Genomic DNA, 24,620 nt, shown 5'->3' with positions numbered 1-24,620 from the left:
CCCCCATACCGATCACGAAAACAGGGCAGGGGAGTGTTGCGAATGGCGGAATCCAGAAGCATGACGGCGATCGCGGTGAGCCAGCCCGGCAAGCCGGAGGTGCTGGTCCCGGCGCGCCGCCCGGTTCCCGATCCCGCACCCGGCGAGATCCGCATCGCCATCCAGGCCGCCGGCGTCAACCGGCCCGATGTGCTGCAGCGGCTCGGCAAATACAATCCGCCGCCGGGCGTCACCGACATCCCCGGGCTGGAGGTTGCCGGCACAATCGACGCGCTGGGCGAGGGGGTGGAGGGCTGGCAGGTCGGTGACCCGGTCTGTGCCCTGCTGGCCGGCGGCGGCTATGCCGAGTTCTGCGTGGTGCCGGCGGCGCAATGCCTGCCGATCCCGGCCGGCCTGTCGATGGCAGAGGCGGCGGCCCTGCCGGAGACATTCTTCACCGTCTGGTCCAACGTGTTCGAGCGCGGCGCGCTCCAGCCCGGCGAGGCGCTGCTGGTCCATGGCGGCACGTCCGGCATCGGTACAACGGCCATCCAGCTCGCGGCTGCCTTCGGCGCGCGCGTCTTCGCCACCGCCCGCGGTTCGGAGAAATGCGGCGCCTGTGTCCGGCTGGGCGCCGAGCGCGCCATCGACTATGCCGAGGAGGATTTCGTCGCGGTGGTCAAGGAGGCAACCGGCGGCGCCGGCGTCAATGTGGTGCTGGACATCGTCGGCGGCGATTACGTCGCCCGCAGCATCGACGCGCTGGCGGTCGAGGGCCGCTATGTCTGCATCGGCTTCGTCCGCGGCGCGACGGCCAACGTGAACTTCTTCCCGGTGATGACCAAGCGGCTGGTGCTGACCGGCTCCACCCTGCGGGCGCGCCCCGTCGCCTACAAGCAGGCGCTGGCCGAACAGCTGAAGGCGCGCGTCTGGCCGCTGATCGCGCAAGGCAAGGTCCGGCCGGTCGTCCACGAGGTCTTCCCGCTCGATAAGGCCGCCGACGCCCACCGGCTGATGGAGAGCAACCAGCATGTCGGCAAGCTGGTGCTGGCGGTGGGGTGAACTGAAGCCCTCTCAGATCCAGTAATCCCCTCTCCCCCCTGGGGAGAGGGTTAGGGTGAGGGGGGCGCGTGACGAGGATTTTCAAGCATCACGTAGTCCCCGTTCCCCGCCAAATCTACCCTGTGCATCCCCCTCACCCCGACCCTCTCCCCGGGGGGGGAGAGGGGGAACCCCAAGGGATCTCACCCCCCTCAGTCCAGCATCGGCAGGCCGCTCTCGATCCGGACCAATGCAGCCAGCAGCGGGGCGCCGATGTCGCGGCGGACGAAGTTGCTGGCCTTTTCCGCCGCGTTGATCGCCAGCTGGAAGGTCCGGCGCCAGCGGTCGTCGTTGTAGAAGGCCTTTTCCGCCTTGGCCCGCTGCGCCAGCAGGCCCGGCCGGCGGCCGGCGGCGTCATCCGCCAGCTTGTTCAGGCGGTTCATCAGGTCGTTGGCGACGGCCGGCTCGCCACGCTTCATCACCGCTTCGACCAGTTCGGCATAGGCTTCGCCACGGGTGTCGATGTCCGCCACCTGCTCGGCATAGGCGACGGCCTGGCCGGCCTCGCCACGCTTCGCCAAGCGGCCCAGCACCGCCGGGATCGTCCAGGGATTCTCGTCCTGCACCGTGCTGAGCAGGCCCAGCGCCAGCTTCGGCTCGCCGATGTCGGCCGCCGCCACCGCCAGCTCCGGCGGGCAGCAGTCGCCACGGGATTCCTTGAACTTCGAGAACTGGGTCTCGACCGTGTTCAGAAACAGCGTGCGGGCCTGCGCCTCCTTGCCGGCGCGCAGCAGGGTCTGGGCGACCAGCCCGAGTTCCCAGGCGCAACCGTGGCTGGAGGCATAGCTCTTGGCCTCGTCGGCCAGCGCGTTGGTCAGGCCGCTGTCGCCGCGCCACGCCGCCGCCTTGGCGATGTCGGCGAGGTTGTAGATGCGGGTCGAGCAGTCGTTGATCTGCCGGGTGATGTCGAGCGCCAGGGGAGTCTGCCCCATCAGCGACAGGGCGCGGGCGACGAACAGATCCTGGCCGGAGCTGTCGGCGACGCCGCCGCGGCGGACCACGCTGACGAAGGGCGCCATGATCTCCTTGGCGCGGCCGGTATCGCCCAGCTGCTGGTAGGCGACGGCCAGCGACAGCCAGTCCCAGCGCGCCGCGGTGATGGGCGTTTCCACCGGCGGCAGCATCTCGCCGATGCGGTGGAGGAAGCAGAGGCTGTTCAGGGCGTCGTTGCAGACCAGCGCACGGATGCGCGAGCGGAATTCGTAGAAATCGAAGTCGCCGACGAACTGGTTGGTGACGAGCTGCACCGCCAGCGGGCTGTCGGGATACTTGGTCACGATGTCGTTGAACAGCTTGTCCGCCTCCTTCAGAAGGCGGCCCTCCTCGGCGACGTCATAGGTGTTGTCGGCCTGCCGGATCAGCTGCAGCGCCTGGACGAACAGGCGGTTGGCCGGACCCGGCGTGCCGGCGGCCGGGTTGTCCGCCCCGCCGCCATCCTGGTCCTGCGCAGCCATGGTCGGTGCCGCCCCCTCCTGCGCCACCGCATCCTGCGCCGGAACGGGACCGGCCGCGACCGCCGCCGGCAGGAACAGGGCGGCGACGGCGGCGGTGCGGAGAACGGCGAGGACGCGGGATAGGGCGGAGGCCATGGCGGTCGGGTTTCAACCCTGGAGGTTTGAGAGCAGGCGGACGTAGCTGACGACGCGTTGAACGTTGGCGACCGAACGGGCATCCTGGAGCACGCGGTCCAACTCTTCCTGTGAACTGGCGACACCCATCAGATAGACAACGCCGTCGACGGTATCGATGCTGTAGTTCTGGCTATGAATATCCGCATCGAAGGTGATCTTGCTGCGGATCTGGGTCGAAATCCAGGTGTCGCGCGCGGTGTCGACGATGCTGGACCCGTTGTCGATCTGGATTTCGTTGATGACTTCCTTGACGCCCTGCGCCTGCCAGACCAGGCGCACCGCGTCGAGGCGCATCTGCGCATCGGCGGCGCGGCCGGTCAGCAGCACGCGGCCCTGGTCGACGGTCAGGCCGATCCGGTTGGTCAGGTCGATCGAATGCTGCAGCCAGAGCGAATTGATGCGGGCGCGAATCTCGGTGTCGCTGACGAAGCCGCCGAAGCCACGCTCCTGCGTCGCCACGACAGCGGTCCCACCGGCGGCGCCCAGCACCAGCGGCCCGCAGCCGGCCAGCGAAATCCCGGCGGTGCAGGCGAGTGCGATCGATCTCCAAAGGCGGCTCAAACCCGTCACAGCGTGCCTCCCTTCGCCCGCGTGGCCAGCGCCGGGCAAACACGGCGCGCGGCCGGAAAAAGTCACGGCGGAACGGCCTTTGCAATGGGGAAATTCGGAGTTTTCACCAGTCATCGTCACTTTGTCCCGAGGTGATGCGCGGATGTTGCAGTCGCTGCGGCTGCGAAGGAAGTCTCGCCGCAGCGCCTCCGGCAGTCTTGGGGCAAAATCAGGCGAAAGCTGGGCTGGAGAGGACTTTGGCGATTTCGCGCGCCAGCACGCGGGAGACCACCCGACGCGCGGTGGCGTCGCGCAGGATCTCCTCGTCCCTCGGGTTGGACAGGAAGCCGGTCTCCACCAGCACCGACGGCACGTCCGTCGCCTTCAGCACCGCGAAATTGGCCGCGCGCATCGGGTTGTCGAGCAGGTGCAATTCCTTCCCCGCACCCTCCACCAAAAGCTGGCGGGCGGCCAGAGAGGCATGGCGGGTATGGCGCGCCGTCAGGTCGAGCAGGATGTCCTTGACGATGCGGCCGCCGCCGACCGATCCCGCCTTGCCGAAGCGGTCGGCCTGGTTCTCCTGCTGGGCGAGGCGGGAGGCGAAGGAGTCCGAGGCCTTTTCCGACAGGATATAGGCGGACAGGCCGCGGGCGTCGGCATTGGGGGCGCTGTCGGCGTGGATCGATACGAACAGGTCGGCGCCTGCCTCGCGGGTCAGCGCCACCCGTTCGTCCAGCGCCAGGAAACGGTCGTCGCCGCGCGTCAGCTTGACGCCGATGCGGTGGCGGTCGGCCAGGATGCGCGCGACGTCGCGGGCGATGTCCAGCGTTACCTCCTTCTCGAAGGTGCCGCGAGTGCCGATGGCGCCGGGATCGTTGCCGCCATGGCCGGGATCGAGCATCACCAGCCGGGATCGCGTCGGAGTGCCCGCGGTGGGTTTGCGGTCCGGCCGCCGTTCCATCGCCGAGGCGCAGGCTTGGCCCGGCGACTGCGCCAGCGCCGCCCCTGCCGCGCCGACGGCGGTTAACCAAAGTTTGCTCAGCCCGAGCCCAAGCAGCTGCCGTCGATCCATCACCAAAAATACCGTGCTGCAAAGGAGGGAAGGGGCTCGGCACCCGACTGCGCCGCCCGTTGATCTATCCCGAATCATTAACCAATGCGGCTACGAAAAAGTATTGTCAAGGCCGTGCAGGTTACCATTCCTGAATATTTGTGACCATCCGGTCATCCCGGCAGACTTGACATGCCGATGATTCGACAAAGGTGAATGGTTGCTTGATGGAAGTCTGGAAAAGCGCTAAAATTTTAGCGATCAGCTCGGGAGGTGTCGATGTTGAGGAAAGCACTGTTCAACATCATCCGGCAAGAGCAGCGCGAAATCGAGGATAAGCTCGAACGCGAGGAGCAGCAGCAGAGTCCCGACGTCCGCCGGATCGTCGGCCTGCGGCAGGAGGCCACCAGCCTGCGTCGTGAGTTGGAACATTTCCACGACGTGTGACCCCGGCCGCCGCATCGGCCGCCGGGTGTCGTCATGAAAGGTCGCCACTGAATTCGACGTGACCGGATCGGTCGCACCCCTTCTCCGCAAGAGCGCGGGGGAGGGGGTTTTTGTTTCCGGGATGACTGTTCGGCCCTCGCTGCCGATTGCCGCACCTCACCCCAGCTTTGCGTATCCTCGCTCGATCACCCGTTCGGCGGCCTCATAGACGGATTGCATCTCCTCGTAGGCGGCCCGCAGGCGGGCGAGGTCGGCGACCGCCGATTGGTTCGGGCGCCGGGATTCGGACAGCGTCAGACCGGCGCGGATATAGTCGGCGCGCAGTTCCGCCACCCGTACCGCCATGCGCAGGAAAGTCTCCCGGTTCAGGTTGGGCAGCTCGCGCCCGATGACCTCGCAATTGGCCTCCAGGATGGCGGCGTCCATGTTTTCGAGGAAATGGCGGATGCGCTGGCTGCGGCTGCTGTCGGCGGCGTCCGCCGTCATCAGCTTGTCGACTTTGCCCTTGGCGTATTCGCCGATGACCTTGCCGCCGGATGCCATGGAGCCCCCGCCCTGCTTTGCCGGCCAGTCCGGCCCTTTTCGATTGTCGCACCAGGGGCTTGGCAATGCCAGAGCGGCGTGGGCCGCAGCGGCTGCGATCGGCGCTAGTCCCTGTCCGCAATGCAGCCGTCGGTACAGCCATGTGCCGAAGCGCTCATGAAGCGGGTGCAACATCGCGGCGTTCGTGCTAGGGAAGCCTCCCCCTTTTCTTGCTGTACGTCATGGTGGACGCGCGATGTCTGAGACCGGCTCCGACTATATCCTTACCGTTTCCTGCCCCGACACCGTCGGCATCGTCTTCGCCGTGTCAGGCTTCCTGGCGGAGCGGAGCTGCAACATCATCGACAGCGCGCAGTTCGGCGACCGCATTTCGGGCCTGTTCTTCATGCGCGTCAGCTTCAACGGCAATTCCGGCGGCAATCCCGGCGGGGCGACGAAGGAACAGCTGGAGGCGGAATTCGCCGCCCAGGTGGCCGAGCGTTTCGCCATGACCTGGAAGATCCACGATGCCCGCCGCCGTCCGCGCGTGCTGATCATGGTGTCGAAGTTCGGCCACTGCCTGAACGACCTGCTGTACCGCTACCGCACCGGCTATCTGCCGATCGAAATTCCGGCCATCGTCTCCAACCACCGGGATTTCTACCAGCTGGCGGCTTGGCACAACATCCCGTTCCACCATCTGCCGGTCGGCTCCGACAACAAGGCGCAGCAGGAATCCCGCCTGCTGGAGATCGTCGAGGAGGAGAAGGTCGACCTGGTGGTGCTCGCCCGCTACATGCAGGTGCTGTCGGGCACGCTGTGCGAGCGGATGGCGGGCCGGGTCATCAACATCCACCACAGCTTCCTGCCAAGCTTCAAGGGCGCCAAGCCCTACCATCAGGCCCATGCCCGCGGCGTGAAGCTGATCGGCGCCACCGCGCACTACGTCACGTCCAATCTCGACGAGGGCCCGATCATCGAGCAGGAGGCCGAACGGGTCGACCACACGATGACGCCCGACGACCTGGTGGCCATCGGGCGTGACATCGAGAACATCGTGCTGGCCCGTGCCGTCCGCTACCATGTGGAGCATCGCGTTCTGCTCAACGGCAACAAGACGGTGGTCTTCCGCTAAGCCCGCCCTCCGGCCGGTCGAGCCGGCCCGACGCCGCTGCGGCGCCGCCCCTCACTCAATGGGGCTGCGCCGTCTCGCGGGCGTCTTCCGGCTGCGGCATGAACACCGCGCGGGTGATCGCCTGTTCGATCTGGTCGCGCGTGAAGGGCTTCGGGATCACCGGACCCAGATGCTCCAGCCCGTGCTTCGCCAGATCGTCCGGGAAGGCGGTGACGAAGATCACCGGCAGGAACCGGCGCGCCCGCAACTCGCGCGCCACCTCCAGCCCGTTGTCGCCGTCGGCCAGCCGGATGTCCATCAGGGCCAGCGTCGGACGGTGCTCGGCCGCCAGTGCCAGCGCCTCGTCCATCGTCGCCGCGTTGCCGCAGACGATGTGACCCATGCCACGCACCGTTTCCGCCAGATCGTAGGCGATGATGGCATCATCCTCGACGATCAGGATCGTGGCGGTCAGGCGGGCGCGGACACGCTCGCGCGCATGGGTCAGGCGCTCCACCGCATCTTCCGGTGCGAGGCCCAGGACGGCCGCGGCATCGCCGACCGGCAAATCCTCCAGGTTGACCAGAAGGTAGAGACGGCGGTCGATTTCCTCCAGCGTCATCAGCGCCGATTCGACCGGATGATACGGCGCCGCCGCCGGGGGTGAGCCTTCCTCGTCCTGCAACTGGTTCAGGTGGCGATAGAAGATGCCGCGGGACAGCTCGCCGCCCCGGCCGGTCTCAGCCTCGTCCGCCTCCAGATACCATTCAAGGGTGCGGGTCACCAAGGCGTCCCCCCGCCCGTTCGTCCCGGTCAATGCGCGGGCATAGCGGCGCAGGTAGGGCAAATGCTGCATGAAGTGACCGGTGTACTGCTCCATCTCTCTCCCCGTGCCTTTCTGCGGCGCGTGTTCCTGGCATCCACCCATCGGCCGTCCCGGGAAGCCGGGTACCGCCGGTGCAATTCGATCTCTTCCCGGGCCGCCTCTTCCCGGTCCGCCTGCCCAGCGGCGAAACCCGGCGGCGAATCCGGGCGGCTGACTGGGCGGGCGGTCCCGCCGAAGACCGCGACGCCATCGACGCTGCTTCGACCAGCAGACTGACGCATCCCGACCCGCAACGGTTAAATTCATATGGCGCAGTTCACGGCCTAACGGGAGTGAACTCGAAAGATTTATTCGAGATACCAGGAAAGGATTACTCACTATGCATGGTATGAAGCATGGCATGGTCCGGTTCTGCGTCTCCAACCGGCGGCCTATGACGCCCGTTGCATAGGGGGTGCCGGAGGGAGAGGCTTAACCGTTCTGAAAGACTTACAAGCATACTCTGACTTTGCCCTCCGGCCATGGCCGTGAGAGGGCGAGGCGAGTGTTCCCGATCCTCGAACGCGCCGGCCATCCCCCAGGCCGGCGCGTTTTTCTTTTTCCCGCCGGGAGTCCCGGATCTCCCGGTCCGGCGGCTGGAAAGACCGAGCGGAGCGGTCCGGGAACCAACCAGCGGGGGAGGTGTTTGAAGAGGCATGGTGTGATTCCTCCCTGAACCGCCAATCCTCTCGCCGTCAGGCGCGGCCGCGACGTCACGCGGACCGGCGCCGGCGGCGAATCTTTGTCTGGACAGATAATGGCCCCGTCATCGCTTCCATTCTGTCAATCGGGGACTTTCACAAGCCCGCGCTTGCAACGCGAGTAATCCAACGTTAAGGACATCGGCGCACGGTTGGATTACGGCGTCTGGAGGCGCATCGTCCGTGTGACGGGCCGGCCATATCGCGCCGGCCGCGGTGTATCGCGTGGGCTGCCGCATCGGGTCCGGGTTTGTGCATGGAAGACCAAGAGTTGGATCGGTCCCTGATGGATGGCATTCCGCCGGATGAGCTGGCCGACTTCGCTCGGTGGCGGGAGTGCGTGCGCGGAACGAACATTTCCGAGAAGACGCTGCTGGCGACCGATTATCTCAATCACTTCAACGAAATCGTGATGCTGATCGAGATGATCCCCGACATGCCGGACATGCTGGAGGAATGCCGCATCTGGCAGCCCAAGAGCTATGCCGAGCATTTCCGCGACAGCGGCTTCTCCGACAAGGATCTGGCGATCGAGGCCTACGGCCATGTGCCGTCGAAGTTCCTCCGTCCTTTCGAGGACACCATCGCCCAGGCCCATCAGGTGATCGCCCATACGCTGGAGCGGATCGGAACCGATATCGACAGCGGCGACCCCGACAAGCTGCGGATGGACTGCCAGACCTCCGTCGCGATGATCCACCGCATCATCCAGGTCGCCAATGGCATCATCCATGGCACCGCCCATGTGATGGAGCAGGGCGAGATCGACCTCTATCTGCAGAACGGCTGAAGATCGGTACGCCGACCCGTACTTTCGTTCCAAATCATGCGTCTCACCAACGAAAAATAGGCGTTTTCAGTCACTTGCCCCGGCAGGAATGGTGATTGATGGTGCATCCACCATTCGTTCGTTGCATGGCTCAGTTGCGCCTCCCGGCACTATAGTCGGATCATAAAAGACAAGACGGAGGCGTGTTCATGCGTCCTCTGCGGGGGGAGATGGAGCATTGCCCATGAAGGGATGCGCATTCGCGCCGGCCGACGGCATGGCCGTGTCTGAACCGCGCGTGTGGCGGCCGGGTCCGCCCACCGATCACGCCGGCCCCGTCCTCCCCGTCCTTCAGCGGGGGGAGGCAACGCCGCGCATGACGTCATCCGGGCATCTGGACAGTTTCACCCGCGACCGGCTGCCGGCACCGGCCCAGCGCCCCGACCTGATCCTCGAACGTCCCGAACTGCAATATCCCCGGCGGCTCAACGCCGTCTCCGCGCTGATCGACGGCTGGCGCGAGCGCGGCTGGGACGAGCGTCCCTGCCTGATCGGCGGCGACGGCGAGGTGTGGAGCTATGGCCGGTTGCGCGACACCGTCGACCGCATCGCCCGCGTCCTGACCGAGGATTACGGGCTGGTCACCGGCAACCGCGTCCTGCTGCGCGGCCCCAACACGCCGATGCTGGCCGCCTGCTGGCTGGCGGTCATCAAGGCCGGCGGCGTCCTGGTGCCGACCATGCCGCTGCTGCGCGCGCCCGAACTGGCCGACGTGCTGAAGCGCGCCGCCATCGACATGGCGCTGTGCGACACCCATTTCCTCGACGATCTGGAAGAGGCGGCGCTGCCGTCGCTGCGCATCGTCGGCTTCCGCGACGGCGAGCTGGAACACCGCATCGCCACCAAGCCCGCCGGGTTCCGGGCCGCCGACACGGCGCAGGACGATGTCGCGCTGATCGCCTTCACCTCCGGCACCACCGGCACGCCGAAGGCCGCGGCCCATCTGCACCGTCATCTGCTGGCGATTTCCGACCTGTCGCCGCGCTCGGTGCTGGGGACGACGGCCAGCGACGTGTTCTGCGGCTCGCCGACGCTGGCCTTCGCCTATGGGCTGGGCGGGCTTCTGCTGTTCCCGCTGCGCATCGGCGCCTCGGTCATCCTGCTGGAGCGCGGCACCGCCGACCGGCTGCTGGAGGCCGCCACCCGCCACAAGGCGACGGTGATGTTCACCGTGCCCACCGTCTACCGCGGCATGATCGGCCGGATGGCCGAGAACCCGGCTCTGGTGAAGGGGCTGGCGTCCCTGCGGCTCTGCGTCTCGGCCGGCGAGCCGCTGCCGCAGCAGACCTTCGAAGGCTGGCGCGACGCCACCGGGCTCGAGATCCTCGATAGCCTGGGCACCACCGAGTTGCTGAACGCCGTGCTGCATGCCGTGCCCGGCGACGTGCGGCCGGGCTCCACCGGCAAGCCGGTGCCGGGCTATGAGGCGATGGTGGTCGACGACCAGTTCCGCCGGCTTCCCCCCGGCCAGGTCGGGCGGTTGGCGGTGCGCGGGGCGACCGGCTGCCTCTATCTCGACGATCCCAGGCAGGAAAGCTACGTCCAGCAGGGCTGGAACCTGACCGGCGATGCCTTCCACGTCGATGAGGACGGCTTCTTCTGGTATCATGCCCGCACCGACGACCTGATCGTCTCGGCCGGCTACAAGATCTCCGGCCTGGAGGTCGAGAACATCCTGCTGAGCCATGAGGCGGTGCAGGAATGCGCGGTGATCGCCGCTCCCGACCCGGTGCGCGGCACCATCCCCAAGGCTTTCGTCGTGCTGCGCGACGATGTCCGTCCCGACGAGCATCTGGCGGAAGAGTTGCAGAGCTTCGTCAAGGATCACATCGCCCCCTACAAGTACCCGCGGGCGGTCGAGTTCCTCGACGCCCTGCCGCGGACGGAGACCGGCAAGGTCCAGCGCTTCAAGCTGCGCCGGCGCGCGTGGCAGCCGGACGATGCCGAATAAGGAGCCGGATAAGGGTCCTTGAGTGCGAGCCGCCGTTGCCCTCGCGAGTGGGGGCAACGGCGTCCGCACAGGCCGTCAGCCGGCGCTGGACGAGCGGATGCTGGCGAAGAAGGTTTCGACCTCCCTGCGGAGCTCGGTGGCTTGCCGTGCCAGCGCGCCCGACGCGCCGGTCACCTGCGCGCCCGCGGCGCTGGACCGTGCCACGGTCTGGGTCATGTCGGCGATGTTGTGGCTGACCAGGGTCGTGCTGTGCGCGGCCTGCTGCACGTTGCGGGTGATCTCCCCGGTCGTGGCCGTCTGCTCCTCGACCGCCGCGGCGATGGTCGCCGTCGTCTCGTTGATGCTGGTGATGGTCTTGCCGATCCCCTCGATCGCCGTGCTGGTCGCCTGCGTCGCCGCCTGGACGGCCGCGATCTGCGCCGCGATGTCCTCGGTGGCCTTCCCGGTCTGATTGGCCAAGGCCTTCACTTCCGAGGCCACGACGGCAAAGCCCTTGCCGGCCTCGCCGGCCCGCGCCGCCTCGATGGTGGCGTTGAGCGCGAGGAGGTTGGTCTGGCCGGCGATGTCCTGGATGAGTTTGACCACTTCGCCGATCCGGGCCGCCGCATCGGTCAGGTGCAGCACGGACCGGGTGGTCTCCTGCGCCTGTGACAGGGCGGTCGAGGCGATCTCGTTGGACCCGCTCACCTGACGGCTGATCTCCTGGATCGAGCAGGCCATCTCCTCCGCCGCCGATGCGATGGCCTGCACGGTCACCGCGGTGTCCTGAGCCGTCGACACCGTTGCCGCCGCCTGCCGGCCGGCCTCGTCGGCGACGGCGGTCATGGTGTTCGCCGTCCCATCGAGATCCACCGCCGCGGCGTCCATGGTGGAGAGAATGGTGACGACCGATCTGTCGAAGTCGGTGATCGCCGCCTCCACCACACGCGTCCGCTCCTGACGCCGGGCCTGTTCGCCGGCCTGTTCGGCGGCGAGCCGGTCGGCTTCCTTCGCCGTGACGCGGAGGGCTTCCACCGCGGCGGCGATTTCGCCGATCTCGTCGGTGCGGCCGCGTGCCGGCACCGTCACGTCGCGCTCGCCCCGGGCCAGTTGGCTCAGCACGGCGGTCATGCCGACCAGCGGGTCGACGATGCGCCGGCCGATGAGGATGGCGATGCCGACCACGGTGAGGATCACCATGACAAGAGCGCCGACGGCGAGCAGCAAACGCAGGAACGCCGCGCCGCGTGCGGTTTCCGCCTGCGCCATCGCCTGCCGGATGGCGGCGTCCCGCACCGCCAACGCCGTCTGGACGCCGCCGACGAGGCGGGACCATGCGTCCTGGAAGGAGATGCCGTAATCGCTGCCGCTGCGCCCCTTGGCGGTGAGATCCGCAATCAGGGAGTCGGTATCGCCGAAGAAGGTGGTCTCGGTGCCTTTCATCGCCTTATCAAGGTCCGAAGCCTCACCGATCTCGGCCGCGGTGGCTTGAAGCCGAGCCCAGGCGTGGCGCGTTTCCCCCGCCAACCCGGCCGCCAATTCGATCTCGGCGGTGCTCAACGGGCGCTGGGCGCCGATCACCGTGGTGAAGATGGCGACGCGTCGTCCGCCGGCCTCGCGCATGTCCCAGGACAGGCGGGCGACGCCGGCGAACCGCGCGATGGTCGGATCCGCGGCGGCGATGGCGCCTTCGAGCCCATTGGAGACCCCACCGAGAGTCTTCACCAGGGACACGATGCGGTCGCCGAAGCCCTTGACGAAGATCTGATCGCGGCCTGCTTTCGGACGGACGATCTGGGCATCCACCTCGGCGTAGAGTGCCGTCAGGGCCGTGTCCATGGCCCGCAGCGTATCGCCGGCGGCTCGCCGGTCGGGATACTCCGCCTTGTCCACCGTCCGTTGCGCGTCCGCCAGTGCTTCGGCGATCGCGCTCCGGACTCCGGCGATCTTGGTCCGGCCTTCATCGTTCGCGGGCGCCTCGGCGAGAAGGATACCGTTCTGGACGCCCCGGCTCAGCACGAGCTTTTCCGTGAGGCGCAGCACCGCACCCATGGCTTCGGACAGCGCACCGGCATCGACGGCCCGCCGGTAGCTGCCCCATTCGCCGGCCACGAAGGTTGCCGAAACCGTGCCGGCCACCGTCGCCATGGCCAGGACACACGAAAGAAAAACGCCCCTGATCCTCATGAACCCCCTCCTGGCGCGGCTCGTTCAGGATGTCGGCTCCCGGTTGGTCAAGGCATGCCGTTCGGCAGAGCCGACGGGGCGCAGTGATCCTGGAGATTTATCCGGAGAATGCAGCGCATGAAAAAACTGGGCCAAGCCTTTGCAAACCAAGCCATCAATTACTTACATATGATGAAATATATTAACAACTCGTTGACAAAACATTTATTAATCTCTAAGCTCGATGCCTGTTTACTGCGATATTTTGTCGGAGTTATTTGGTTAAATACGCCGTTTTTACCAGATTTTTGCCATGAACCGGAAGAGTGCCTCTGAATGACGCTCCAGAGCCCGGAGGTTCATTGAACTGTCTTGCCCAGTCCCAATGGCTCAGAAGGTCCCGCCGTGAAGAGGGAGCGGTCGTCAGCTAATCCCGCAAATGCCCGGCAGAGCAAATAATCTGTTCTGATAGCGGAAATCAGCGCCCGTGATGGCGCCGGGTGCGCAGCCGTCGAAGGACGCGGAGAAGCGTCCCCTCACGACCGTGGAAAGCCGGCGAAGCGGGTCAGCCGGATGTTGCGCGCTTCCAACAGGGCGGCGAAGGCCGGCCCGCCCAGATAGTCGTATTCGGCGCGTCGCGGTTCGACCAGACTGTCGACGCGCCGCAACTCCTCGTCCGGCAGGCCGGGATGGACCATCACCAGGGTCCGGCCGCCGATCCCGTCCAGGAAGCGCGGCATCAGCTCGGCGAAGGGGCGGTTGCCGGCGAAGTCGTAGACTCCGGCGAAGCGGTCATTGGCCGGAACGCCGCGGGTCCGCGCCATGCGTGCCAGCCCGCCACCAAGTCCGCCGATCAGCAAGGTCTTCGGCATCGCCACGCCCCGGCGCAGAACCGCCGCCACCGGCTCCCCGCACAGCCGGACATAGGCGCCGGGCAATGCTGCCAGCACCTCCACCACGGCGTCACGCACGCCGGGCAACTGATGGATATGCTGATGGCCGTCGATATAGTCGGGCGGTCCGCCCCAGGCGTCGGTGAAGGCGGCGATCTGGCGCGCCAGCTCGTCGCGGATCTCGGACCTTGCGGCCGGGCCGTTCAGTTTCCCACGATAGGCCCAGCCCATCAGCCGTCCCAGCGGCGGCAGCCGCCCATCCGGTGCCAGTGTCGGCATGGGCCCCAGCGGCGGTTGGTCGGTCAGGGTGAAATGCAGCCCGACATCGGCCTTGTCCTTCAGCTCGTGTAGCGCATCCGCTCCGCTCCGCCAATGCGGGCAGAGGCTCATGACCGAGGTGGCGGTCAGTCGCCCGCGGGCGATCAGATCGCGGATGGCGGCATTGACGCCGGGCGCCAACCCGTAATCGTCGGCACAGAGCAGCAGCGGAGTGAGGGCGGTTTGGAGCATGGCCGGACGGGAGCGGGATACGGGTGTCCGGCCAAGATGGGCGGGCGGGCCCTGTCGATCAAGCGGCGTCGATCAAGCGGCTTCGGTCGCCGGTTCGGCCGCCGGCTTCCGGGCAGGCAGGGTGGCCAGCATCACGCCGGGCAGAACCAGCAGCACGCCCATCAGGTGAAAGCCTTGCAGCGGTTCGGCCAGGAGAAGCCAGGAGGCCAGCGCCGCCCACAACGGCGACACGTAGAGCGCGGTGGAGGCGCGCGCAGCCCCCATCATCACGATGGTCTTCTGGTAGGCGAGCAGCGCCAGGACCGAGGCGAACAGCGCCACCCCGATGATCGACAGCACGGTGGAGACCGAGACCGGGACCGGTCGCACGGCTACCGTCTCCCAGGCATAGAAAGGCGCCAGCACCAGCACGCCGGCGAAGGCATTCGCGGCGAAGGCGGTGACCACCGGCAGGGGTGTGCCCGATTGCCGCAGCAGGATGGTGTAGACCGCCCAGGACACGGCACCGGCCAGCACCAGCAGGTCGCCGCCATTGAAGGACAGGTGCAGCAGGGCCTGCGGGTCGCCGCGGACGAGGATCACCAGCACGCCGGCCATCGCCAGCAGGATGCCCAGCACCTGCCGCACGCTGATTGCGTCGCCCAGCCAGACGGCAGCCAGCGCCAGGATCATCGCGGGACTGGTGGCATAGATCAGGCTGGCGTTGGTGGCGCTGGTCCGTTCCAGCCCGTAATAGACGATGGCGCCGGAAATCCCCTGGCCCAGCACGCCCAGCAACAGGTAGCGCCGCCATTGCGCCTTCAATTGGCCGCGGTGGGCCAGCAACCCCGGCAGGGCGAAGGGCAGCACGATCAGAAAGGCGATCAGCCAACGCCAGAAAGCCAGCCCGATCGGCGGGACCACATGCGCCGCCGCCCGCCCGACCACCGGGTTGGAAGCCAGCAGCGCCGAGCCGACGATGTAGAGGCCGTAGGCGGCCAGCGGACCGGTTCGCAGGGCGGGCGGCAGGATCGAAGAGGGCATCGAAAAAGGGTTCCATGACAGGTGCAACCCAGCCTAGCATAGCGTTCGATGCCGGCCTTCACGGCGGGTGTGCATGGCAGCCGTCCTTCCGCCCGCTCCCGATCGGCTGCGCGCATTGCCGGAATTGTCCACCCGGATAGCCTGAGTCGCAGGGGCAGGGAGCTGTCGATTCGGTCAACCTGATGGTTGGCTTTGCAACTGTTTCGTTTTCGGGGCCGAAAATGTATCCATATCGACGTATCGGCGCTACGAATTGTGCCCTGCGCCACGGTATAGCCACGTATGCATGTTGGCGTTGACAGGTGCCTACGGCACGCGCCAAATGTCGGCGCTATTTCCAAAGGCGTTCTGGCAAATTTCCGTACGCTCCAACCGGAATTGGGAGGCAAGACGAATGAAGCGCATCCTGCTGGGTGCCGGGCTTGGTATGGCCGCGGCGCTGGCGCTGTCGGCGCCGGCCCAGGCGGCGAAGACCCTTGTTTATTGTTCCGAGGGTAGCCCTGAAAACTTCAACCCGATGTTGAACACGACCGGCACCAGCTTCGACGTTGCCCTCCCGGTCTACAACAACCTCGTCCAGTTCGAGCATGGCGGCACCAAGGTCGTTCCCGGCCTGGCCGAGTCCTGGACCATCTCCGACGATGGCCTGGTCTACACCTTCAAGCTGCGTGCCGGTGCCAAGTGGCACAGCGTCGGCGATTTCAAGCCGACCCGCGACGCCAACGCCGACGACGTGATCTTCTCGTTCGAACGCCAGTGGAAGCCGGACCATCCCTTCCACAAGGTGTCGGGCGGCGCCTACGACTACTTCAACGACATGGCGATGCCCAAGCTGTTGAAGTCGATCGAGAAGGTCGACGACCTGACGGTCAAGTTCACGCTGAACGCGGTCGAGGCGCCGTTCCTGGCCAACCTCGCCATGCCGTTCGCGCCGATCATGTCGGCCGAATACGGCGCGATGCTGCTGAAGAAGGGAACGCCGGAGAAGCTGGACCAGGTTCCGGTCGGAACCGGCCCGTTCCAGTTCGTCGCCTACCAGAAGGACGCCGTCGTCCGCTACAAGGCGTTCGAGCAGTATTGGGGCGGCAAGCAGCCGCTCGACAACCTCGTCTTCGCGATCACGCCCGATGCGGCGGTTCGTCTGGCCAAGCTGAAGGCCAACGAATGCCAGGTGATGCCGTATCCGAACCCGGCCGACATCGACGGCATGAAGAAGGATACGTCCATCGTCGTCCAGGAGCAGGAAGGCCTGAACGTCGGCTACGTGTCCTTCAACGTGACGAAGAAGCCGTTCGACGACGTCCGCGTCCGCCGCGCCGTCAGCATGGCGATGGACAAGAAGTCGATGGTCTCCGCGGTCTATCAGGCCGCCGGCGTCCCGGCCAAGAACCCGATCCCGCCGACCATGTGGTCGTACAACGACGCGATCGAGGATTATCCCTACGACGTCGAGCGCGCCAAGAAGCTGCTCGCCGATGCCGGCTACCCCAACGGCTTCGAGACCGATTTGTGGGCGATGCCGGTGCAGCGTCCCTACAACCCCAACGCCAAGCGCATCGCCGAGATGATGCAGGCCGATCTGGCCAAGGTCGGCATCAAGGCGAAGATCGTCCAGTACGAGTGGGGTGAATACCGCAAGCGGATGCAGCAGGGCGAGCACCAGATGGGCATGCTCGGCTGGACCGGCGACAACGGCGACCCCGACAACTTCCTCTACACCCTGTTGGGCTGCGAGGCGGCGCGTCCGGGCGGCAACAACCTGTCGAAGTGGTGCAACAAGGAGTTCGACGATCTCGTCGTCCAGGCCAAGCGCACCACCGACATCGCCGCGCGCACCAAGCTGTACGAACAGTCGCAGGTCATCTTCAAGGAAGAGGCTCCCTGGTACACCATCGCCCACTCGGTGGTTTACATGGGGCTCGCCAAGAACGTCGTCGGCTACAAGATGGATCCGTTCGGCATCCATCGCTTCGAAGGCGTCGACCTGAAGTGATGCGGAACGCGCCTGCGCTGAAAGCGCGGGCGCGGTGTGGTGTAGCGGCAAGGCGGGGGTATGGGTTGCCTGCTCCCGCCTGTTCGAAGCGAATGACATGCCCGTCTCCGCGCAAGCGGGGACGGGCCGGAATTGGGGCAGGTGCCCCTGACGGAACGGGGCGTCGCCAGGTCGGCGCTCCGTTCCAGTTTTAATCGCAGTTTTAAAAAACGAGTACCCGTCGATGCTTCGCTTCATCCTGACGCGGGTGAGCTTGGTGATTCCGACCTTTCTCGGCATCACCTTTCTGACCTTCATCCTGATCCGGCTGGTTCCCGGCGACCCCATCGAGGTGCGCGTCGGCGAACGGGGTATCGCGCCCGATCGGCTGGCCGCGCTCCGCCACGAGCTGGGTCTCGACCAATCGCTCTGGCAACAGTTCCTCGATTATGTCGGCAACGTGCTGTCGGGTGATTTCGGCCTCTCGCTGGTCACCCACAATTCGGTGCTGAGCGAATTCATCACCCTGTTTCCGGCGACGCTGGAACTGGCGCTGTGCGCCATGCTGTTCGCGACGCTGGTGGGGCTGCCGGCCGGCATCCTGGCGGCGGTGAAGCGCGGATCGCTGTTCGACCATGGCGTGATGGGCGCCAGCCTGACCGGCTATTCGATGCCGATCTTCTGGTGGGGCCTGCTGCTGATCCTGTTCTTCTCGGTCGCGCTGGGCTGGACCCCGGTGTCCGGCCGCCTGGATCTTGTCTATTATGTGGAGCCGGTGACCGGCTTCATGCTGATCGACACGCTGATGGCCGGCGATTACGACGCTTTCCGCTCCGCGCTGTCGCACCTGATCCTGCCGACCATCGTGCTGGGCACCGTGCCGCTCGCCGTGGTGGCGCGCATGACCCGCTCGGCCATGCTGGAGGTGCTGGGCGAGGACTACATTCGCACCGCCCGCGCCAAGGGGCTGGCCAGCGGCCGGGTCATCGGCATGCATGCGCTGCGCAACGCGCTGATCCCGGTGGTGACCGTCATCGGCCTGCAGGTCGGCACGCTGCTGGGCGGCGCCATCCTGACCGAGACCATCTTCTCCTGGCCGGGCGTCGGCAAATGGCTGATCGAATCGATCAACCGCCGCGACTATCCGGCTTTGCAGGGCGGCGTCCTGCTGATCGCCACCTCGGTGATCCTGGTCAATCTGCTGGTGGACGTGCTGTACGGCGTCCTCAACCCCCGCATCCGTCACGCGCGGTGAGGCCGAACATGTCCGCTGAAACCTCGACCAACACAGAACCCGCCGCCCCAGAGCCCGTCATCGCCGTGTCGCGCCCGCCGCATCCGCTGGCCGAGTTCTGGTATCACTTCAAGCAGAACAAGGGCGCGCTGGGCGGTCTGGTGGTGATCGCGCTGATCGCGCTGATCGCCATCTTCGCCGGCGTCATCGCCCCGCACGATCCCGACATCCAATACCGCGACGCCATCCTGACCCCGCCGGTCTGGCAGGAGGGCGGGACCTGGAGCTACATCCTGGGCACCGACGACATCGGCCGCGACATGCTGTCCCGCCTGATGTTCGGCGCCCGGCTGTCGATGATGATCGGCCTGATCGTCGTGACCCTGTCGCTGGCCGTCGGGCTGGGGCTGGGGCTGCTCGCCGGCTTCTTCGGCGGCATGGCCGACGTGCTGATCATGCGCGCCATGGACATCCTGCTGGCGCTGCCGTCGCTGCTGCTGGCGGTGGTGGTGGCCGCCATCCTCGGGCCGGGGCTGGTGAACGCCATGCTGGCGGTGTCGGTGGTGGTGATCCCGCACTATGCCCGTCTGACCCGCGCCGCCGTGCTGGCGGAGGTGAACAAGGACTATGTCGTCGCCTCGCGCGTCGCCGGGGCCGGGCCACTGCGCCTGATGCTGATCGTGGTTCTGCCGAACTGCGTCGCCCCGCTGATCGTGCAGGCGACGCTGGGCTTCTCCACCGCCATCCTCGACGCCGCCGCGCTGGGCTTCCTCGGCCTCGGGGCGCAGCCGCCGACGCCGGAATGGGGCACCATGCTGGCCTCCTCGCTGCAGTTCCTCCAGCGCGCCCCCTGGGTCGTGACTTGGCCCGGCATCGCCATCCTGGTGACCGTGCTGGCCTTCAATCTGTTGGGCGACGGTCTTCGCGACGCGCTCGACCCCAAGCTGAAGCGTTGACCCCATGCCTCTTCTCGACATCAAGAACCTGTCGGTCGAGTTCACCACCCGCGCCGGCACCTTCCGCGCGGTGGACGGCATCGACCTGACCGTGGACGAGGGCGAGGTCGTCGGCATCGTCGGCGAATCCGGCTCCGGCAAGTCCGTCACCTCGCTGGCCGTGATGGGGCTGCTCGGCTCCAACGGCCGGGTCGTCGCCGACCGGATGATGTTCGCCGGCAAGGACCTGCTGACCATGCCCGCCGCCCAGCGCCGGAAGATCACCGGCAAGGACGTCGCCATGGTCTTCCAGGAGCCGATGACCAGCCTGAACCCCTGCTTCACTGTCGGTTTCCAGATCATGGAGACGCTGCGGGTGCATGAGGGGCTGTCCGGCAAGGCGCTGCGCAACCGCGCCATCGCGCTGCTGGAGCAGGTCGGCATCCCGGCCCCGGAAACCCGGCTGTCCGCCTTCCCGCACCAGCTGTCGGGCGGCATGAGCCAGCGCGTGATGATCGCCATCGCCATCGCCTGCAACCCGCGGCTGCTGGTCGCGGACGAGCCGACGACGGCGCTGGACGTCACCATCCAGAAACAGATCCTCGACCTGCTGGTCCAACTGCAGCGCGAGCGCGGCATGGCGCTGATCCTGATCACCCACGACATGGGCGTGGTGGCGGAGACGGCCCAGCGCGTCGTCGTCATGTATGCCGGCCAGGTGGCGGAGACGCGGCCGGTCCACTCCCTGTTCGAGCGGCCGCGCCATCCCTACACCGGCGCTCTGCTCGACGCCCTGCCGGAACGGGCGCTGGGCAAGCGCCGGCTGCCGACGATTCCCGGCATGGTGCCGGGCATCGCCGACCGGCCGGCCGGCTGCCTGTTCAGCCCGCGCTGCCGCTTCGCCGACGCCCGCTGCCGCGCCGAGCGCCCGGCCCTGTTCGACGTGGACGACGGGCGCGCCCGCTGTTTCTACCCGCTGCCGGACGGCTATTCCGCCGCCGGGGAGGCGCTGTGATGAGCATCGAGACCGAACCCCACATCTTCGAGGCGGCGGCCGGCAATTCGGTCGTGCTGGAAGCGCGCGACCTCCGCAAGTACTATGCGGTCAAGCGCGGCGCCTTCAAGCCGATGGCGACGGTGAAGGCTCTGGACGGCGTGTCCTTCCGCCTCCAGGCCGGCAAGACGCTGGCGGTGGTCGGCGAGTCGGGCTGCGGCAAGTCGACGCTCGCCCGCTCCGCCACCATGATCGAGCCGCCGACCTCCGGCGAACTGCTCTATGACGGCCGCGACGTGGTCGGGCGCAGCGCGGCCGAGATGAAGGAGCTGCGCCGCACGGTGCAGATGGTCTTCCAGAACCCCTACGGCTCGCTGAATCCGCGCAAGACCGTGGGATCGATCCTGACCGAGCCGCTGGTCATCAACACCGCCATGGACAAGCATGAGCGGCGCGACCGCGCAGTGGCGATGATGGGCAAGGTCGGCCTGCGTCCCGATCAGATAGACCGCTATCCGCACATGTTCTCCGGCGGCCAGCGCCAGCGCATCGCCATCGCCCGGGCCCTGATGCTGAACCCGCGCGTCGTCGTCGCCGACGAGCCGGTGTCGGCGCTCGACGTGTCGATCCAGGCGCAGGTGCTGAACCTGATGATGGATTTGCAGGAGGAGCTGAACCTCGCCTATCTGTTCATCTCCCACGATCTCAGCGTCGTGCGGCACATCGCCGATTCGCTGATGGTGATGTATCTGGGCAAGCCGGTGGAGCATGGTGCCAAGGACGTGGTGTTCACCCGGCCGCGCCATCCCTACACCCGCATTCTGCTGGCGGCGACGCCGCGGGTGAACGCGGATCTGCGGGTCGACCGGGTGGTGCCGAAGGGCGAATTGCCGTCGCCGCTGAACCCGCCGCCGGGCTGCGCGTTCCACAAGCGCTGCCCCTTCGCCACCGACCGCTGTGCCGTGGAGGTTCCGCCGCTGCGCACCGTCGACGAAAGGCTGGTGGCCTGCCATTACGCCGAAGAGATGAACTGAGCGGAGCGGCGACCGTCTGAAGGTTGGCCGTTCGGAAGGCGGCTGTTGAGTGCGGCGGCCGTCTTCTTTACGGTGGGCCCGATTCGTTCCTCAGCCGTCCTATCAGGGAGAGTGCCGCCATGCCGTCGTTCGACATCGTGTCCGAGACGGACGTCCACGAGATCGACAACGCCCTCGCCGGCGTCCGCCGCGAGATCGAAACCCGGTTCGACTTCAAGGGCTCGAAATGCAGCGTCGAGCGGACCGAGAATGAGATCGTCCTGCTGGCCGACGACCCGCCGAAGCTGGCGCAGATGCAGGAACTGCTGCGAGTCTACGTGACCCGGCGCAAGCTCGATGCCGCGGCGCTGGACTTCACCGCCCAGCCGCAGCGCGCCGCGGGCGATGCGCTGCGCCACACCGTGACGATCAAGCAGGGCATCGCCCAGGATCTGGCGAAGACCATCGTCAAGGGGATCAAGGACAGCAAGATGAAGGTCCAGGTCTCGATCCAGGGCGACGAATTGCGGGTGACGGGCAAGAAGCGCGACGACCTGCAGGACGCCATCGCCCTGGTCAAGCGTCTGGGCATCGAGCAGCCGTTGCAGTACCAGAACTTCCGCGACTGACAGGCTTTCGGTTCGGCAAGGCTTGCCGGCCGCTGGGTAACTTCTGCCGGGTGGCTGGGTAATTTTTGCCGGCCAAATCGTCGCAGGCTTGGTCGGAAGGCTTGCGTTCCGCCGGTTGCGTCGGTGGCGTGATTTTTGCGGGTGTCCCTGCGGTTCGCCACAAACCGCGGGGATCGTCCCATGTCGATGATGGCCAACAGCGAGGCCACGCAAGCCATGCGCATCCGGGCGGAAGACGTCCTGGAGCGCAAAGGGACTCCTGCGTCCCGGCAGGCCGGTGCGCTGGCCGGCCAGTTCGCGGCAATGCTGGAAACCCTGAACGGGGTGGGGGAGGCGGGCGCCTCCGGCACCGACGGCACGGGCGTGGTGGCGAATGCCCAGCCGTCCGTGCGGCTCGGCGTCGGTGCCGTTACCCTTTTCGCGCAGGAGGATGGGCAGGGTGAGATGCCTGCCGATCCCGCGTCCCCGGTGCCCGATCCGCAGGATCCGGCGACCGCGATGCAGGTGGTCGAAAGCGCCATCCAGAATGGCGACGGCTCCAACTTCCGCTGGCTGACCACCCTGCTGACCCAGAACTCGGCGGCCTGACACCGGCCGCGTTTAAAAAAAAGCGCTAGGAACCCCCTCAGAACCCCCGGCCGAACTCGGCCCAGGACAGCGCGACGTCCGGCGACTCCGGCTTGCGCTTGCCGCCGCCATGGCGGGCGCGGAAACCGGCGAACAGATCCGGCAGGGCGATGTGCGGGAATGCCACGGGAAACTCGGCTCCCGCAGGGGCGAAGCCGGTGGTGGCCAGAGTGGCGGAACCGGCGAACAGGCGGGTCAGGATGCTGGACATCATGCGATTTCCCCTGGCTGCGGCGCGGCTTGTCAGCGCCGTTGAACATGGCCGGATCATGCGCCTGTCCCCGCACCGTAACAAGATATTCTGTATACCAGATACCGTATTTCAAATATGTGTGCGCCGCATGGCTCTGCCTTGACAGTTCTGTTCGCAAGACAAGCAATAGGTGCATGCCTGCCAGCGTGAAAAAGCGAGACTTTTCAAGGCATTCCACGATGTGGAAAAGAATAACGCATTCGGTATCCGGTATTTGGAATACGGATTGTTGAAGCGCACAGTCATCTCCGAACGGCGCTCGACGCGGTGCGATGCGGGTGGCCCGCAACAGCGGACAGCCACAGCCTGCGGATCCTGCGCCCCCACGCTCAACGGGACTTTGGGGCATGACCACAGAGACGACCGAAGACCGCGGTCTTCTGCACAACAAATGGTTCCAGCTCAGCGTCGGCCTGCTGTGCATGGCGATGATCGCGAACCTGCAATATGGCTGGACGCTGTTCGTCGATCCCATCGATGCCAAGCATGGCTGGGGACGTGCGGCCATCCAGATCGCTTTTTCCATCTTCGTCTTCACCGAAACCTGGCTGGTCCCGGTCGAAGGCTGGTTCGTCGACCGCTACGGCCCCCAGGTGGTGGTGCTGGTCGGCAGCCTGCTGGTCGGCGGGTCCTGGGTGATCGACAGCCAGGCGACGTCGCTGCCGATGCTCTACACCGCGGCGGTGATCTCCGGCATCGGCGCCGGCTGCGTCTACGGCACCTGCGTCGGCAACGCGCTGAAATGGTTCCCGCAACAGCGCGGCCTGGCGGCCGGCGTCACCGCCGCCGGCTTCGGTGCCGGTGCCGGCGCCACGGTCATTCCGATCGCCAACATGATCGCCGCCCAAGGCTACGAGCAGGCCTTCCTGGTCTTCGGCATCGGGCAGGGCGTGGTGATCTTCGTGCTGTCCTTCTTCCTGCGCAAGGCGCCGAAGTCGAGCGGCCCGGTGCGCCGGAGCGGTCTCGCCCAGACCAAAATCGACCATCCGCCGTCCCGCGTCATCCGCACGCCGGTGTTCTGGTTGCTCTACGTCATGTTCGTGATGGTGGCGTCCGGCGGCCTGATGGCGGCGGCCCAGATCGCGCCGATCGCCCATGACTTCCACGTCGCCGATTCGCCGATCAACATGTTCGGGCTCGTCCTGCCGGCGCTGACGCTGGCGATCTCCATCGACCGCATCCTGGACGGTGCCGGCCGGCCCTTCTTCGGCTGGGTGTCCGACCGCATTGGCCGCGAGAACACCATGTTCATCGCCTTCGGCATCGCCGCGCTCGCCATCATCCTGGTGACGCAGCTCGGCCGCAACCCGGTGATGTTCGTCATCTTCACCGCGATGTTCTTCTGCGTCTTCGGCGAGATCTACAGCCTGTTCCCGGCCACCGCCGGCGACACTTTCGGCTCGAAGTTCGCGGCGACCAACGCCGGCATGCTCTACACCGCCAAGGGCACGGCGGCGCTGCTGGTGCCGCTCAGCAGCATCATCGCCAGCCATTTCGGGTGGCACGCCGTGTTCTACATCGCTGCCAGCTTCAATCTGGTGGCTGCGGTGCTGGCACTGTTCGTGCTCAAGCCCTTGCGCGCCGCCTTCATCCAGGCCGACGATTACGGCCTGCAGGCAGCTCCGATGACCGCGGAGCGCTGACGGGAGCCC

General features: G+C 66.6%; 23 protein-coding genes. 14 read left to right on the top strand and 9 right to left on the bottom strand.

Annotated features, from left to right (window positions below):
- Nucleotides 1-42 precede the first annotated feature (42 nt).
- Entirely contained in the window at nt 43-1,041 is a 999-nt protein-coding gene (locus JHL17_RS22065; protein WP_200196439.1) for an NAD(P)H-quinone oxidoreductase, read from the top strand.
- A gap of 191 nt (nt 1,042-1,232) precedes the next feature.
- Here the strand turns inward: JHL17_RS22065 and JHL17_RS22060 are convergent, their stop codons facing one another.
- From JHL17_RS22060 to JHL17_RS22050, 3 genes are all read right to left on the bottom strand, one after another.
- On the bottom strand, nt 1,233-2,669 hold the full coding sequence (locus tag JHL17_RS22060) for a hypothetical protein (RefSeq protein ID WP_200196438.1): 1,437 nt from the start codon (nt 2,667-2,669) through the stop codon (nt 1,233-1,235).
- Nucleotides 2,670-2,681: 12 nt separating this feature from the next.
- Nucleotides 2,682-3,395, bottom strand: coding sequence for a BON domain-containing protein (locus tag JHL17_RS22055; protein WP_211113515.1), 714 nt, complete (start codon nt 3,393-3,395; stop codon nt 2,682-2,684).
- A 94-nt stretch (nt 3,396-3,489) separates the two neighbouring features.
- Nucleotides 3,490-4,332 carry an N-acetylmuramoyl-L-alanine amidase family protein gene (locus tag JHL17_RS22050; protein ID WP_200196437.1) on the bottom strand — a complete coding sequence of 281 codons (843 nt, stop codon included), beginning with the start codon at nt 4,330-4,332 and terminating at the stop codon, nt 3,490-3,492.
- Nucleotides 4,333-4,590: 258 nt separating this feature from the next.
- On the opposite strand from JHL17_RS22050, the gene JHL17_RS22045 reads away from it, so the two are divergent.
- Nucleotides 4,591-4,758, top strand: coding sequence for a hypothetical protein (locus JHL17_RS22045; RefSeq protein ID WP_170307100.1), 168 nt, complete (start codon nt 4,591-4,593; stop codon nt 4,756-4,758).
- 156 nt (nt 4,759-4,914) lie between these two features.
- Here the strand turns inward: JHL17_RS22045 and JHL17_RS22040 are convergent, their stop codons facing one another.
- Nucleotides 4,915-5,475, bottom strand: a complete 561-nt coding sequence (locus JHL17_RS22040) for a hypothetical protein (RefSeq protein ID WP_247893729.1) — start codon at nt 5,473-5,475, stop codon at nt 4,915-4,917.
- A gap of 61 nt (nt 5,476-5,536) precedes the next feature.
- Between JHL17_RS22040 and purU the strand changes: the two genes are divergently transcribed.
- Complete coding sequence (gene purU, locus JHL17_RS22035) at nt 5,537-6,415, top strand: formyltetrahydrofolate deformylase (protein WP_200196436.1); 879 nt, start codon at nt 5,537-5,539, stop codon at nt 6,413-6,415.
- Between the two features lie 55 nt (nt 6,416-6,470).
- On the opposite strand, the gene JHL17_RS22030 is transcribed toward purU, so the two are convergent.
- Nucleotides 6,471-7,274: a response regulator gene (locus JHL17_RS22030; protein WP_200196435.1), complete on the bottom strand. Its 804-nt coding sequence runs from the start codon at nt 7,272-7,274 to the stop codon at nt 6,471-6,473.
- Nucleotides 7,275-8,246: 972 nt separating this feature from the next.
- On the opposite strand from JHL17_RS22030, the gene JHL17_RS22025 reads away from it, so the two are divergent.
- Both JHL17_RS22025 and JHL17_RS22020 read left to right on the top strand, forming a co-directional pair.
- The gene (locus JHL17_RS22025; protein ID WP_200196434.1) at nt 8,247-8,750 is read left to right on the top strand and encodes a hypothetical protein; all 504 of its coding nucleotides are present in this window, start codon (nt 8,247-8,249) and stop codon (nt 8,748-8,750) included.
- 355 nt (nt 8,751-9,105) lie between these two features.
- Complete coding sequence (locus JHL17_RS22020) at nt 9,106-10,740, top strand: AMP-binding protein (protein ID WP_200196432.1); 1,635 nt, start codon at nt 9,106-9,108, stop codon at nt 10,738-10,740.
- 75 nt (nt 10,741-10,815) lie between these two features.
- On the opposite strand, the gene JHL17_RS22015 is transcribed toward JHL17_RS22020, so the two are convergent.
- Nucleotides 10,816-12,867: a methyl-accepting chemotaxis protein gene (locus JHL17_RS22015; RefSeq protein WP_247893728.1), complete on the bottom strand. Its 2,052-nt coding sequence runs from the start codon at nt 12,865-12,867 to the stop codon at nt 10,816-10,818.
- Nucleotides 12,868-13,023: 156 nt separating this feature from the next.
- On the opposite strand from JHL17_RS22015, the gene JHL17_RS22010 reads away from it, so the two are divergent.
- Complete coding sequence (locus JHL17_RS22010) at nt 13,024-13,221, top strand: hypothetical protein (RefSeq protein ID WP_200196430.1); 198 nt, start codon at nt 13,024-13,026, stop codon at nt 13,219-13,221.
- 200 nt (nt 13,222-13,421) lie between these two features.
- On the opposite strand, the gene JHL17_RS22005 is transcribed toward JHL17_RS22010, so the two are convergent.
- Nucleotides 13,422-14,288, bottom strand: coding sequence for a ChbG/HpnK family deacetylase (locus JHL17_RS22005; RefSeq protein ID WP_200196428.1), 867 nt, complete (start codon nt 14,286-14,288; stop codon nt 13,422-13,424).
- Nucleotides 14,289-14,360: 72 nt separating this feature from the next.
- Entirely contained in the window at nt 14,361-15,311 is a 951-nt protein-coding gene (locus tag JHL17_RS22000; RefSeq protein ID WP_200196427.1) for a DMT family transporter, read from the bottom strand.
- Between the two features lie 394 nt (nt 15,312-15,705).
- Here JHL17_RS22000 and JHL17_RS21995 point away from each other — a divergent pair, with 394 nt between their 5' ends.
- The 7 genes from JHL17_RS21995 (at nt 15,706) to JHL17_RS21965 (ending at nt 22,676) form a co-directional block, all read left to right on the top strand.
- On the top strand, nt 15,706-17,304 hold the full coding sequence (locus JHL17_RS21995; RefSeq protein ID WP_200196426.1) for an ABC transporter substrate-binding protein: 1,599 nt from the start codon (nt 15,706-15,708) through the stop codon (nt 17,302-17,304).
- Between the two features lie 223 nt (nt 17,305-17,527).
- Nucleotides 17,528-18,538 (top strand): ABC transporter permease subunit, encoded by a 1,011-nt coding sequence (locus JHL17_RS21990; RefSeq protein ID WP_200196424.1) that lies wholly within the window; start codon nt 17,528-17,530, stop codon nt 18,536-18,538.
- Nucleotides 18,539-18,546: 8 nt separating this feature from the next.
- The gene (locus tag JHL17_RS21985) at nt 18,547-19,473 is read left to right on the top strand and encodes an ABC transporter permease subunit (protein WP_200196423.1); all 927 of its coding nucleotides are present in this window, start codon (nt 18,547-18,549) and stop codon (nt 19,471-19,473) included.
- Nucleotides 19,474-19,477: 4 nt separating this feature from the next.
- Nucleotides 19,478-20,467: an ABC transporter ATP-binding protein gene (locus JHL17_RS21980; protein WP_200196421.1), complete on the top strand. Its 990-nt coding sequence runs from the start codon at nt 19,478-19,480 to the stop codon at nt 20,465-20,467.
- A complete protein-coding gene (locus JHL17_RS21975) occupies nt 20,467-21,480 on the top strand; it encodes a peptide ABC transporter ATP-binding protein (RefSeq protein WP_200196420.1) in 1,014 nt (337 codons plus the stop codon). Before JHL17_RS21980 ends, JHL17_RS21975 begins: the two co-directional genes overlap by 1 nt.
- Nucleotides 21,481-21,599: 119 nt before the next feature.
- Nucleotides 21,600-22,088 carry a YajQ family cyclic di-GMP-binding protein gene (locus JHL17_RS21970; RefSeq protein ID WP_200196418.1) on the top strand — a complete coding sequence of 163 codons (489 nt, stop codon included), beginning with the start codon at nt 21,600-21,602 and terminating at the stop codon, nt 22,086-22,088.
- 180 nt (nt 22,089-22,268) lie between these two features.
- On the top strand, nt 22,269-22,676 hold the full coding sequence (locus JHL17_RS21965; protein ID WP_200196416.1) for a hypothetical protein: 408 nt from the start codon (nt 22,269-22,271) through the stop codon (nt 22,674-22,676).
- A 37-nt stretch (nt 22,677-22,713) separates the two neighbouring features.
- On the opposite strand, the gene JHL17_RS21960 is transcribed toward JHL17_RS21965, so the two are convergent.
- Entirely contained in the window at nt 22,714-22,929 is a 216-nt protein-coding gene (locus JHL17_RS21960; RefSeq protein ID WP_200196414.1) for a hypothetical protein, read from the bottom strand.
- Between the two features lie 386 nt (nt 22,930-23,315).
- On the opposite strand from JHL17_RS21960, the gene oxlT reads away from it, so the two are divergent.
- The gene (gene oxlT, locus JHL17_RS21955; protein WP_200196412.1) at nt 23,316-24,611 is read left to right on the top strand and encodes an oxalate/formate MFS antiporter; all 1,296 of its coding nucleotides are present in this window, start codon (nt 23,316-23,318) and stop codon (nt 24,609-24,611) included.
- Nucleotides 24,612-24,620: the final 9 nt, after the last annotated feature.

This window comes from Azospirillum endophyticum, assembly GCF_016595245.1.
GTDB lineage: Bacteria > Pseudomonadota > Alphaproteobacteria > Azospirillales > Azospirillaceae > Azospirillum > Azospirillum endophyticum.
This window is presented reverse-complemented; position numbering and strand designations above follow the sequence as displayed.

Bases quoted from the DNA above. Each gene is read 5' to 3' on its own strand.
- JHL17_RS21965 (WP_200196416.1), top strand. From the start codon at position 22,269: ATGTCGATGATGGCCAACAGCGAGGCCACGCAAGCCATGCGCATCCGG.
- JHL17_RS21985 (WP_200196423.1), top strand. From the start codon at position 18,547: ATGTCCGCTGAAACCTCGACCAACACAGAACCCGCCGCCCCAGAGCCC.
- JHL17_RS21970 (WP_200196418.1), top strand. From the start codon at position 21,600: ATGCCGTCGTTCGACATCGTGTCCGAGACGGACGTCCACGAGATCGAC.
- JHL17_RS21990 (WP_200196424.1), top strand. From the start codon at position 17,528: ATGCTTCGCTTCATCCTGACGCGGGTGAGCTTGGTGATTCCGACCTTT.
- JHL17_RS21995 (WP_200196426.1), top strand. From the start codon at position 15,706: ATGAAGCGCATCCTGCTGGGTGCCGGGCTTGGTATGGCCGCGGCGCTG.
- JHL17_RS22050 (WP_200196437.1), bottom strand. From the start codon at position 4,332: ATGGATCGACGGCAGCTGCTTGGGCTCGGGCTGAGCAAACTTTGGTTA.
- purU (WP_200196436.1), top strand. From the start codon at position 5,537: ATGTCTGAGACCGGCTCCGACTATATCCTTACCGTTTCCTGCCCCGAC.
- JHL17_RS22040 (WP_247893729.1), bottom strand. From the start codon at position 5,475: ATGTTGCACCCGCTTCATGAGCGCTTCGGCACATGGCTGTACCGACGG.
- JHL17_RS22065 (WP_200196439.1), top strand. From the start codon at position 43: ATGGCGGAATCCAGAAGCATGACGGCGATCGCGGTGAGCCAGCCCGGC.
- JHL17_RS22060 (WP_200196438.1), bottom strand. From the start codon at position 2,669: ATGGCCTCCGCCCTATCCCGCGTCCTCGCCGTTCTCCGCACCGCCGCC.
- JHL17_RS22045 (WP_170307100.1), top strand. From the start codon at position 4,591: ATGTTGAGGAAAGCACTGTTCAACATCATCCGGCAAGAGCAGCGCGAA.
- JHL17_RS22030 (WP_200196435.1), bottom strand. From the start codon at position 7,274: ATGGAGCAGTACACCGGTCACTTCATGCAGCATTTGCCCTACCTGCGC.
- JHL17_RS22000 (WP_200196427.1), bottom strand. From the start codon at position 15,311: ATGCCCTCTTCGATCCTGCCGCCCGCCCTGCGAACCGGTCCGCTGGCC.
- JHL17_RS22055 (WP_211113515.1), bottom strand. From the start codon at position 3,395: ATGACTGGTGAAAACTCCGAATTTCCCCATTGCAAAGGCCGTTCCGCC.
- JHL17_RS22020 (WP_200196432.1), top strand. From the start codon at position 9,106: ATGACGTCATCCGGGCATCTGGACAGTTTCACCCGCGACCGGCTGCCG.
- JHL17_RS22025 (WP_200196434.1), top strand. From the start codon at position 8,247: ATGGATGGCATTCCGCCGGATGAGCTGGCCGACTTCGCTCGGTGGCGG.
- JHL17_RS22010 (WP_200196430.1), top strand. From the start codon at position 13,024: ATGAAAAAACTGGGCCAAGCCTTTGCAAACCAAGCCATCAATTACTTA.
- oxlT (WP_200196412.1), top strand. From the start codon at position 23,316: ATGACCACAGAGACGACCGAAGACCGCGGTCTTCTGCACAACAAATGG.
- JHL17_RS22015 (WP_247893728.1), bottom strand. From the start codon at position 12,867: ATGGCGACGGTGGCCGGCACGGTTTCGGCAACCTTCGTGGCCGGCGAA.
- JHL17_RS22005 (WP_200196428.1), bottom strand. From the start codon at position 14,288: ATGCTCCAAACCGCCCTCACTCCGCTGCTGCTCTGTGCCGACGATTAC.
- JHL17_RS21975 (WP_200196420.1), top strand. From the start codon at position 20,467: ATGAGCATCGAGACCGAACCCCACATCTTCGAGGCGGCGGCCGGCAAT.
- JHL17_RS21980 (WP_200196421.1), top strand. From the start codon at position 19,478: ATGCCTCTTCTCGACATCAAGAACCTGTCGGTCGAGTTCACCACCCGC.
- JHL17_RS21960 (WP_200196414.1), bottom strand. From the start codon at position 22,929: ATGATGTCCAGCATCCTGACCCGCCTGTTCGCCGGTTCCGCCACTCTG.